This is a genomic window from Andreprevotia chitinilytica DSM 18519 (assembly GCF_000711875.1).
Classification (GTDB): Bacteria; Pseudomonadota; Gammaproteobacteria; order Burkholderiales; family Chitinibacteraceae; genus Andreprevotia; species Andreprevotia chitinilytica.
Genome location: NZ_JONM01000035.1, coordinates 1 through 11974, shown reverse-complemented (window position 1 = coordinate 11974; position 11974 = coordinate 1). Strand labels below are relative to the sequence as shown.

2 protein-coding genes are annotated in these 11974 nt (G+C 64.3%); both read right to left on the bottom strand.

Features of this window, described 5'->3' with window-relative positions:
- Window positions 1–162: 162 nt before the first annotated feature.
- Complete coding sequence (locus BR41_RS20555; protein ID WP_035060988.1) at window positions 163–1059, bottom strand: TauD/TfdA family dioxygenase; 897 nt, start codon at window positions 1057–1059, stop codon at window positions 163–165.
- Between the two features lie 61 nt (window positions 1060–1120).
- Window positions 1121–11968, bottom strand: a complete 10848-nt coding sequence (locus tag BR41_RS20550; protein ID WP_281174023.1) for a non-ribosomal peptide synthetase — start codon at window positions 11966–11968, stop codon at window positions 1121–1123.
- Between the last annotated feature and the right edge of the window lie 6 nt (window positions 11969–11974).

Sequence of the window (11974 nt, the reverse complement as noted above, 5' to 3'; positions counted from 1 at the left end):
TGGCCGTGATTGAGCCGCCGCTTGGGCTTCCCCCTTCCTCGAAGGGGGACGGGAGGGGGATTTCGACGCCGTGACAACTTGAGATGGCGCAGAAATCCCCCCTAGCCCCCCTTCGGGGAAGGGGGGAACACAGCGGATGCATCTGCAATCGCAAGCAGGTTCTCAATATTCAATTTCCTCAAGCGCCGCCGAGAACGGCTGTGGCACATCCGCGCCGAGATAGCCCATGCGGATGCAGATCTGCCGTTGGGCATCGGCGAATTGCGTCCGGCCGTGCATGGCCCGCCAGTTGTCGACGACCAGCACGTCGCCCGCTTGCATGTCGATCGATACCGTGTGCTGCAAGGCCAGGTCGAGCAGATCGGCGCGAATGGCCGGGTCGAGCAGCGAGCCATCGTCGAAACCGGTTTGCGGGAAGACAGCGATGCTGTTGGAGAACGCCAGTACGTCGTCGCGCTGCCGGTGCACCTGCGCTGGCACGTTGTATTCAAAATCGACGTGGTTGCCAGTGCGGGTGCAGGTCGCGCCCGGCACGGCTTGCAGCTTGGCGTGGAGCTGGTCGGGGTCGTCCGTGCCGAAGAATTGGGCGAAGAAATCCAGCTCGACCTGCAGATACTGGTAGCGAATGCGCTGGTTCAGGAACAGCTTGCGGGTGCTGTCCGGCATTGCATTCCACAGCTTGATGCCGTCCCACAGCAGCGATGCGCCACCGTCACGGGCCGGGCGCGTGCAATAGAAGAACAGCACATCCGGCCGGAACGGCATGTAGGAGAACTCGGAATGCGGGCCGACGAAATTACTGCCGGGCGTGACCGAGCGGGTCTTGCCCTCGTCGCCCAGCGACTCGCGGCTGTCGTTGCCGTTGTGGACGAAACGCGCCGCGACCGTTTGCGTGAAGCGCTCGAAGCCGTCCAGATCGCTGGCAAAGCCGCGTAGCAGCACCGCACCATGTTGCTGCAGGCGCTCCCGCGCCAGCGTGCCGGGCACATCGCCGAGCTGTTGACCGGGTAGGGCGCTGATCATGGCGGCGAAATCGTCGCCGAGCATCATTTCTTGCATAGTTCGTCTCCTTGCCAGCAGCGGCATGGCTGGGCGCTAGTCAGGTTGTCGGAGGGGCGCATCAGTACTCGACCTCTTCCATGTCGTCGTCCTCAAGGCGGACATCGGTATTCAGCAACAGGCCCTGCAATTCGTCGTAGCGCTGCGCCAGTGCCGCAATCGTTGGTGTTTCGAAGATCACGTTCAGCGGAATGTCCACGCCCAGCTCGCGGCGGGTGCGCGACATGATTTGCGTGGCCAAGAGCGAATGGCCGCCCAACTCAAAGAAGTTGTCGTGGATGCCGATGCGGTCGAGCTTCAAGACCTCGGCCCAGATGGCGGCGAGCTGGGTCTCTGTGGTGTTGCGCGGGGCGACGAAGTTGGCTTCATCGGTGTGGCGCTCTGGTGCCGGCAGCGCTTTGCGGTCGACCTTGCCGTTGGGGGTCAGCGGCAGCTGATCCAGTACGAGGAAGTGCGCCGGCACCATGTAGTCGGGCAGGCGTTGTGTTAATTGCTCGCGCAGCATGGACACTTCGATCTCTTGCCCGCCATCGGCAACCACGTAGGCCACCAAGCGCTTATCACCCGGTTCATCTTCACGCGCCAGCACCACCGCATCCCGTACACCCGGCAGCGCCATCAACGTCGCTTCGATCTCACCGAGCTCGATGCGGAAACCGCGCAGCTTTACCTGTTGATCGATGCGACCGAGATAGTCGATGCGACCATCCGGCAGGTAACGGGCCAGATCGCCCGAGCGGTACATGCGTGAACCTGCTGCAGCGTAGGGGTTCGGGACGAACTTCTCGGCCGTGAGGTCAGGCCGGTTCAAATAACCACGGGCCAAGCCGTCGCCGGCGATATACAGCTCACCGGCCACACCCACCGGCACCGGCTCCAGATTCGCATCGAGGATGTAGGTCTGTGCATTGGCAATCGGCTTGCCGATGGGAATGGCCGCCCCATCAATCTCCCCGCTTACCGCTTCCGTGCACGAGAAGGTGGTGCACTCCGTCGGGCCGTAGCCGTTGGTCAAACGACCACCCGCCGCGAGGAACGCTGCCACATGCGGTGGCGACAAGGCCTCGCCCCCCGCCAGCACATGCCGGGCTTTGACCAGCCGTGGCAATTCGTGATCGACCATCTGATTGAACAGCGCCGAGGTCAGCCACAGCGTATCGATGCGTTGGGACTCGATGAATTCGCCAATGGCGGCCAATGTCAGCCGACCCGGTGCCGGCAACGCCACCACCGCGCCATTCAACAACGGTGCCCACAACTCGAAGGTGGTGGCATCGAAGGTGGTCGGGGCCAGCTGCAGCACGCGGGCATCAGCGTCGAGGGAGAAGTAATGCGTCTCCCGCACCAGTCGCACGACGTTGCGATGGGTGACCAGTACGCCCTTGGGCTGGCCGGTGGAGCCGGAGGTGTACATCACGTAGGCGAGGTGGTCGGGCGAGGTCACATCGGTCGGGTTGTGATTGGGCAATCCCGGCAACGAGGCATCATCGAGGCGCAAGCTCGGCACGCCATCCAGACCGAGTGCTGCCCACGCCTCGCCATGACTCAGCACCAGTGCCGGTGCGGCATCGCTCAGGATATAAGCGAGCCGTTGCGCCGGCAGCGCCGGATCGAGCGGCAGGTAAGCCCCACCGGCCTTGAGAATGCCGAGTACGCCAACCAGCGCTTCGAACGAACGTTCCGCGCACAGGCCGACCAGCACGTCCGGGCCGACGCCACGCGCCCGCAAGGCATGCGCCAGCTGATTGGCGCGGCGGTTCAGTTCGCCATAACTGAGCGCCTGCTCAAAACCAACTTCCGCAACGTCGCTACTTCCATTCCCCCCTTCGTGAAGGGGGGCTAGGGGGGATTTCTGCGGCATTTCAAGTGGTGATGGCGTCGAAATCCCCCTCGGTCCCCCTTCAAAAAGGGGGAGGCCAGAAGCGGCAGCGCTATGCGCAAACGGTTGGTGAGATTTTGAGTTTCTAGATTCATCCCCTCCAAACAACGCAGCAACCCGCTCCGGTGCAGCAGCAACCTGCTGCTCAAACAGCGCCTGAATACTCACCCGCGGATAATCAGTTGCCGTGGCATTCCAATCCGTCACCAGCTGCCTACGCTCAGCAACAGACAAAATCCCCAGCGTCGCGACAGAAGCATGCGGCGCAGTTTCCAGCCCTTGCACCAGTTGCTCCAGCGCGGTGCACATGTAGTCGCACATGCGTTGTGCCTCGATGCCAGCACCGGCTTGCGCCGACAGCAGGAAGTCCTCCGCCCAGTCATCCACCGCCATCACGAACGGCAGGTTGGTGCGTTCCTGCATGCCGAGGAATTCGATGCCAGCCATCGGCGTTTCGGCGGTCGTGCGGGTGCGTCGGCAGTTCAGCAGGGAGGTGAACAGCGGCTGCGGTGGCGTTACGCCGCTGGCCCGTTGCGCGACGGCCAGCGGCGCGTGCTCGTGGCGCATCAGCTCGGTCAGCGCGGTATGGGTTGCCCGCACGCGATCGAGCAGGCTGCCGTCGGCGATGGACAGGCACAGCGGCAGGGTATTGATGCACGGCCCCATGACGCGATCCGCGCCGTCGCCGCCTTGCATGCGCCCGAACAGCACGGTGCCGAAGACGACGTCCTGGCGGCCGGTCAGCCGGGCCAGCACCAGCCCCCAGGCCAGATGCATCAGGCTGGCGGTGCTCACCTGCGCTGTACGCGCACCATCGCGGATGCGGCGGGACAGCGCAGCTGGCAACACCTGCTTGGCATCATCGATCGCGCTGCCATCGCCACGCACATCGATCACGCCAAACGGCGCGGTCGGCGCATCGATGGCCCCGAGCGTGCGGGAGAAGAACGCCTCGTGCGCGTCCATGCTCACCCCGAGCCGGGCCTGCGCGATGAAGTTGCGGAACGGCATCGCCCGCGGCAGTTGGTCGGCTTGCCCGGCCATGATCTGGTCGATTTCGGCGAACAGCCATTGCATGGTCAGGTTGTCGTCGATCATGTGGTGCTGCAGCAGATGCAGCACCCAGCGGCCGTGGGGCGCATCGTCGGCGATGAAGGCGCGCATCAGCGGCGCGTGGCTGATCTCCAGTCGCATGCGGCGCGGATCGTAGCGCGTGTTCAGTTGCGCCGTGATCTCGCCATTGGCGGGGTCCAGCGGCACGATTTCGACCTGCAGCGTGGCGCTGCGCCAGACCACTTGCACCGGTTCATCCAGATGCTGCGACAGCACGGCGGTGCGCAGGATGTCGTGGCGGTCGATCACGCTTTGCAGCGCCGCCAGGAAGCGATCGAGCCGCTCGCGGCGATCGAAGCCGAACTGGAACTTGACCAGATAAGCATCCCCCTCCTGCGCGAGCAGATGGTGGAACAGCATGCCTTCCTGCAGCGGCGCGAGCGGGTAGATGTCCTGGATATTGGCGGCACCGCCCGGCGTGGCGGCGACCACGGCGGCGATATCAGCGGGGGACAAGCTCACCAGCGTCAGCATGTCCGGCGTGATCGTGTCGCTGCCGGCTGGAATCAGGTTGGGCGGGACTTCGACCGATGCATCACGTTGATCCGTCGCCGTGGCCAGATCGGTGAAGATGCCGGCCAGATCGGCCACCGTCGGCGCGGCGAACAGGGTGCGGACATCGGTCGCGAAGCCTGCCTGCCGCATGCGACCGATGAGGGAGACCGCCAGCAGCGAGTGGCCGCCGAGCGCGAAGAAGTTGTCGTGCACGCCGACGCGATCCAGCTTGAGCACATCGGCCCAGAGCGTGGCGAGTTGGGTTTCTACCTCGTTGCGCGGTGCTTGATAACCCGCGTCGTCCCGGCTGCGTTCTGGCGCGGGCAGCGCTTTGCGGTCGACCTTGCCGTTCTCGGTCAGCGGCAGGCGGGCCAGCACGATGAAGTGCGGCGGCACCATGTATTCCGGCAGCGTGTAGAGCAGATGGCTGCGCAGCGCCGGGGCATCCGGTATGGCGTGATCGGCGTGCGCGGTGAGGTAGGCGACCAGCCGGCGCTCGCCCGGCTCGTCTTCGCGCACCAACACCAGCGCTTCGCGGACTTCGGGCTGCGCCGTCAGCGCCGCTTCGATCTCGCCCAGCTCAATGCGGAAGCCGCGGATTTTTACCTGATGATCGATGCGACCGAGGTATTCGATATTGCCATCGGGCAGGTGGCGGGCCAGATCGCCGGTGCGATACAGCCGGGCACCGGGCACGCTGCCGAACGGATCGGGCACAAAGCGCTCGGCGGTCAGTTCTGGCCGGTTGAGGTAGCCCCGCGCCAGACCCGCGCCAGCAATGTACAGCTCGCCCGCCACGCCCTGCGGCACCGGGTTGAGATGGGCATCGAGGATATGCGCGCCAAGGTCCGGGATTGCTTTCCCGACCGAAGCCGGCGCGGCCGTTTCATCCGCCGCAAGCGGCTGATAGGTGACGTGCACCGTGGTTTCGGTGATGCCGTACATATTGATCAGCGCCGGCTGCGCATCGCCATGCTTGACGAACCACGGCGCCAGCGCGGCGCGGTTCAATGCCTCGCCGCCGAAGATCACGTAGCGCAGGTCGGGCAGCGTCGCGCCAGCCACATCCGAATCCACTTGCACCAGTTGCTGGAAAGCCGATGGCGTCTGGTTGAGCACCGTCACACCTTCGCGCTGCAACAGCGCATGGCACTGCGCCGGATCACGCGCGACTGCTTGCGGCACCACCACCAGCTTGCCGCCGTGCAGCAACGCGCCCCAGATTTCCCACACCGAGAAGTCGAAAGCGAAGGAGTGGAACAGCGTCCACACATCGCGCTCGCCAAAGCCGAACCAATGATCGGTGGCGGCAAACAGTCGCAGTACATTGCGATGCGGCAGCAACGCGCCCTTGGGCTTGCCGGTGGAGCCCGAGGTGTAGATCACGTAGGCCAGATGATCCGGGCCGGCGAGCGGGGCGGGGTTGGTGTCGGGATACGCACCAAGCGCGCCATCGTCCAGCGTGAAAGTGGCGATGCCGGCCGGCAGCGATGCCAGCAATGGCGTCTGCGTTAGCACCAGTCGCGGCTGGGCGTCGGCCAACATATAAGCCAGGCGCTCGGATGGATAAGCCGGGTCGAGCGGCACATAAGCACCACCGGCCTTCAGGATGCCGAGCACGCCGACCAGCAGATCGAGCGAGCGTTCGACACATAGACCGACCAGCACATCCGGGCCGACACCTTGGGTGCGCAGGTAATGCGCCAGCCGGTTGGCGCGGCGGTTTAGCTCGCTGTAGCTGAGCGTGTCCGCTTCGCACACCACTGCGATGCGTTCCGGCACACGTGCCGCTTGTGCTTCGAAATGCTGCGGCAGCGCTTGATCGTGCGCGGGCTCGGCGGTGACGGCGGTCCAGTTCGCAATCTGATTGCGTTCCGCTACGGGCAACACATTCAGCGTGCCGATCGGGGCATCCGGCTGGGCGGCCAGCCCGTCCACCAGACTTTCCAGCGCGGTGCGCACGTAGTCATGGATGCGTTGGGCGGGGATGCCGGCACCGATCTGCGTGGTCAGCACGAAGTCGTCGCCCAGATCGTCCACCGACAGCACGAAGGGCAGGTTGGTGCGCTCTTCCGCACGGATGATTTCGCAGCCGGCCAACGGCTCGGCGTGCGCGGCGGATTGCACGCGGCGGCAGTTGATCAGTGCCGAGAACAACGGCATCGGCGCAACCACGCCGCTGCAGCGTTGCGCCAATGCGAGCGGTGCATGCTCGTGGCGCAACAACTGCGTGAGCGCGGCATGCGCGGCGGAAACCGCATCGCGCAGGCTGCCAGCGCCGGCGGTCAGGCACAGCGGCAGGGTGTTGATGCACGGGCCCATCATCCGCTCGGCCCCGTCGCCACCTTGCAGGCGGCCGAACAGCACGGTGCCGAACACGACTTCGCTGCGGCCGGTCAGCCGTGCCAGCACCAGCCCCCAGGCCAGATGCATCAGGCTGGCGGTGCTGACCTTGTAGGCGCGTGCTTGCTGGCGTAATTGCTGCGAGAGCGCGGCCGGCAGCGTGTGGCGTACTTCGTCCACGTCGCCGCCATCGCCGAGCACATCCAGCACACCGAAAGGCGCGGTCGGTTCGTCGATATGGCCCAGCGTCGTTTTGAAGAAGGCTTCGTGCTCGGCGGTCGCCACACCCAGTCGCGCCTGCGCGATGAAGTCACGGAATGGCAATGCGCGTGGCAGCCGATCTGCCTGCCCGATCATGATCTGGCGGATTTCGTCGAACAGCAGTTGCAGCGTCAGGTTGTCGTCGATCAGATGGTGTTGCAGCAGATGCGCCACCCAGCGACCGTGCGCGACGTCTTCCGCCACGAAGATACGCATCATCGGCGCTGCGCTGACATTGAGGCGATAACTGCGCGGGTCGAAGCGCTCGCTCAGTTGTTGGGCGATGTCGCCTGCATTGGCGGCGAGCTTCACTTCTTCCACGGTCAGCGGCGCGTTGCGCAGCACCACTTGCACCGGCTCGGCCAGCTCGCGCCAGTGCACGGCGGTGCGCAGGATGTCGTGGCGGTCGATCACGCTTTGCAGCGCGGCCAGGAAGCCATCGAGCAGTGCCCGGCTGGCGAAACCGAACTGCAGCTGGGCGAGGTAAGCGTCGCTCGTCTCGTCCAGCAGGTGGTGGAACAGCATGCCTTCCTGCAGCGGTGCGAGCGGGTAGATGTCCTGGATATTGGCTGCGCCACCCGGCGTGGCTGCGACGATGGTTGCGATGGCATCGGCCGAGAGATCGACCAAAGGCAGCATCGCCGGGGTGATCGCATCGCAGCCGGCCGGAATTAGGTTGGGCGGCGCGGTGACTTGCGCGCTGCCGCCATGCAGCGCCAGCGCTAAACCGGCCACCGTCGGGTGCGTGAATACGGCGCGCACATCGGTGCCGAGCCCGGCTTGGCGAATCCGGTTGACGAGCGCGACGGCGAGCAGAGAATGCCCGCCCAACTCGAAGAAGTTGTCATGCACGCCGACGCGATCGAGCTTGAGCACCTCGGCCCAGATGGCGGCGAGTTGCGCTTCGGTTTCGTTGCGTGGGGCGACGAATGCAGTTTCGTCCCGATTGCGTTCCGGCGCGGGCAGCGCCTTGCGATCGACCTTGCCGTTCGAGGTGAGCGGCAACTGATCCAGCACGACGAAATGCGCCGGCACCATGTACTCCGGCAGGCTGCGCAACAGGTGATCGCGCAGGGCTGGCGTCTCCGGCAGCGTTTGCCCGGCGTGCGGCACCAGATAGGCCACCAAACGTGTGTCGCCGTCGTCATTGCGGGCCAGTACCACGGCATCGCGCAGGGCCGGGAGGGTGGCGAGGGCGGTCTCGATCTCGCCCAGTTCGATACGGAAACCGCGCACCTTTACCTGATGGTCGATGCGGCCGAGGTACTCGATGTTGCCATCGGGCAGATACCGCGCCAGATCGCCGGAGCGATACATGCGTGCGCCCGGCTCACCATACGGATTCGGAATGAAGGTCTCGGCGGTCAGCTCGGGCCGGTTCAGATAGCCACGCGCCAAGCCGACGCCCGCGATGTACAGCTCGCCGGTCACGCCGACCGGCACGGGCTGCAAGTTGGCATCCAGCAGATAAATCTGAATGTTGGCAATCGGCCGGCCGATGGGCACGCACGAGAGCGGCGTATCCGGCTGGCACGGCCAGTAGGTCACATCGACCGAAGCCTCGGTCGGGCCATACAGGTTATGCAGTGCAACGCCGGGTAGGGCCGTGTGGAAGCGGCGCTGCAATTCGAGCGGTAGCGCCTGTCCGCTGCACATCACCTGCCGGAGCGTGCGGCAATGCTGCGTATCCGCGCTGGCGAGGAAGACCTCCAGCATGGGCGGCACGAAATGCAACGTGGTGATGGCGGCTACGTCGATCAGCCGAGCCAGATAGGCCGGGTCTTTGTGGCCGTCCGGCTTGGCGAGCACCAACCGTGCGCCATAGGCGAGCGGCCAGAAGAATTCCCACACCGATACATCGAAACTGAACGGCGTTTTCTGCAACACATGATCCGCCGCCGTGAGCGCGTATTCCGCCTGCATCCATTGCAGGCGGTTGAGGATGCCGGCATGCGGCACGCCTACGCCCTTGGGCCGGCCGGTCGAACCCGAGGTGTAGATCACGTAGGCCAGTTGCTGCGGCTGGATGGGGAGGTCTGGGTTGGTGGTGGGGTAGCTTGCGAACAAGGCTGCCGACTCATCCAGGCAGCACAGATCGATAGCGTGTCCAACTAGCACAGCGCGATGCGCCGATGGCGTCAGCACCAGCTGCGGCTTGGCATCGGCCAGCATGTAGCTCAGCCGTTCCACCGGATAGTCCGGGTCGAGCGGCAGATATGCGCCACCAGCCTTAAGCACCGCCAGCAGACCAATCACTAGATCGAGCGAGCGTTCCAGACACAGGCCGACCAACACATCCGGCCCAACGCCTTGGCTGCGCAGGTAATGCGCCAGTTGATTGGCGCGGGCATCGAGTTCGCCGTAACTCAGTTGCTGGTCTTCGAACACCAGGGCGATCTGATCGGGCGTCTTGGCGGCGTGCTGCTCGAACAGTCGATGGATCGCCTGATCCTGTGGATACGCAACGGTAGTTGCGTTCCAATCGACCAGTAACTGGCGGGATTCCGTCTCGCTGAGCCACGGCAAGGCACTAACTTGGCAAGTCGGATCAGTCGCAATGCCCTCCAGTAATACGCCGAAATGCCCGGCCATCCGCGCAATCGTCGCGGCATCGAACAGGTCGGTGTTGTATTCCCACTGCAGCGTCCAGTGCTCGCCTTGTTCGATCACGTTCAAGGTCAGGTCGAACTTGGCGGCGGTGGCGTCGATGCTGACGAATTCCAGATTCAGATCTGGCAGCTGCAACGATGGGGCCGGCTGGTTTTGCAACACCAGCATGACCTGGAACAGCGGGGTATAGCTGGTATCGCGGACCGGGTTGAGTGCTTCGACCAGTTGTTCGAACGGCAGGTCTTGGTGGTCATAAGCGGCCAGTGTCATCGTCCGCACTTGTTGCAGCAGTTCCGTAAAGCTCGCCTGCGGATCGATGTGGCTGCGCAGCACCAGCGTATTGACGAAGAAACCGATCAGCCCTTCGGTTTCGGCGCGGTTGCGGTTGGCGATCGGGGTGCCGAGGCACAGGTCGATCTGGCCGGAATAGCGGGACAGCAGCACATTGAAGGCGGCAGTCAGTGCCATGAATGGCGTGCAGCCGTGTTGTTGGCTGAGTGCAAAAAGGGCTATCCGGCTTGCCGCCGGCAAGTCCGCGACATGGCTGGCGCCGGCATAGGTCTGCACCGTCGGGCGTGGCCGGTCGGTGGGCAGGGTCAGCAGCGCCGGGCTGCCTTGCAATGCTTCTTGCCAGTAATCCAACTGGTCTTGCAGTACAGCACCCGTCAGCCACTGGCGCTGCCAAGCGGCGAAGTCGGCGTACTGGATCGGCAGCGACCGGAGTTGGGCCGGTTGCTGTGTGCGCTGTGCTTGGTACAGCTGAGTCAGTTCATCCAGCAACACCCCCATCGACCAGCCATCGGCGACGATGTGGTGCAGCGTGTAATAGAGCAGATGCTCGTCGTCAGCCAGCCGGATCAGCCCGGCGCGAATCAGCGGGCCGGTGGCGAGATCGAACGGACGATTGGCTTCGTCACGCAATGCTGTAGCGGCTGCGTCGGCACGTTCCGTCGTCGGCAGCGACGTAAGATCAAGCAGCGGTAGCGCAAAACGATTTGCTGCAGTGACAACCTGCACTGGAATGCTGTCCTGCTGCGCAAAGTGCGTACGCAGGGCTTCATGACGGCCGATCAGATGTTCGAACGCTTGGCGCAGCGCCTCGGCATCGAGTGCACCTTGCAGATGCAAGGCCGCCGGGATGTTGTAGGACGCACTGCCGGGGTCGAACTGATCCAGGAACCACAGTCGTTGCTGGGCGAAGGACAGCGGGAAGGTGTGGGTTGTCTCGTTGTTGCGAGCCAGCGGCAGCAGTGGTGCCGCCGCATGCTGGGCACTGGCCGCATCCAGCACCGTCGCCAATGCAGCGATGGTCGGGTGATCGAAGAACTGCCGCAGCGGCAGATCACGGCCGAGCTGGCGGCGCAGTTGCGAGCTGACTTGCGTCGCGAGCAGCGAATGGCCGCCCAACTCAAAGAAGTTGTCGTGGATGCCGATGCGGTCGAGTTTCAACACTTCGGCCCAGATGGCGGCGAGTTGGGTTTCGGTGGCGTTGCGCGGGGCGACGAAGTTGACCGTGTCGTTGCTGCGTTCCGGCGCGGGGAGTGCTTTACGGTCGACTTTGCCGTTCGGGGTCAGCGGCAGCTGATCCAGCAGCATGAAGTGCGCCGGCACCATGTAGTCGGGCAGGCGTTGGCCCAACTGTTCGCGCAACGCGGACACTTCGATTTTTTGCCCTGCATCGGCTACCACGTAGGCCACTAGGCGTTTATCGCCGGGTACATCCTCTCGCGCCAGCACCACTGCACTCCGTACACCCGGCAGCGCCATCAGCGTCGCTTCAATCTCGCCGAGTTCGATGCGGAAACCGCGCAGCTTCACTTGCTGGTCGATCCGGCCCAGATAGTCGATGCGGCCATCGGGTAGATAACGCGCCAGATCGCCGGAGCGGTACATGCGTGCCCCAGCCTGGCCGAACGGATTCGGGACGAACTTCTCGGCGGTCAGATCCGGCCGGTTCAAATAACCACGGGCCAAGCCATCGCCAGCGATATACAGCTCACCGGCCACGCCCACTGGCACCGGTTCCAGATTCGCATCGAGGATGTAGGTCTGTGCATTGGCAATGGGTTTACCAATCGGAATGGCAGTCCCGTCGATCTCGCCGCTCACCGCCTCGGTGCAGGAGAAGGTCGTGCACTCGGTCGGGCCATAGCCATTGGTCAAACGACCACCGGCTGCCAAGAACGCTGCCACATGCGGTGGCGACAAGGCTTC

What these genes read in the sequence shown, in the direction of transcription:
- BR41_RS20555 (WP_035060988.1), bottom strand. Translation starts at nt 1,059, where the DNA reads ATGCAAGAAATGATGCTCGGCGACGATTTCGCCGCCATGATCAGCGCC.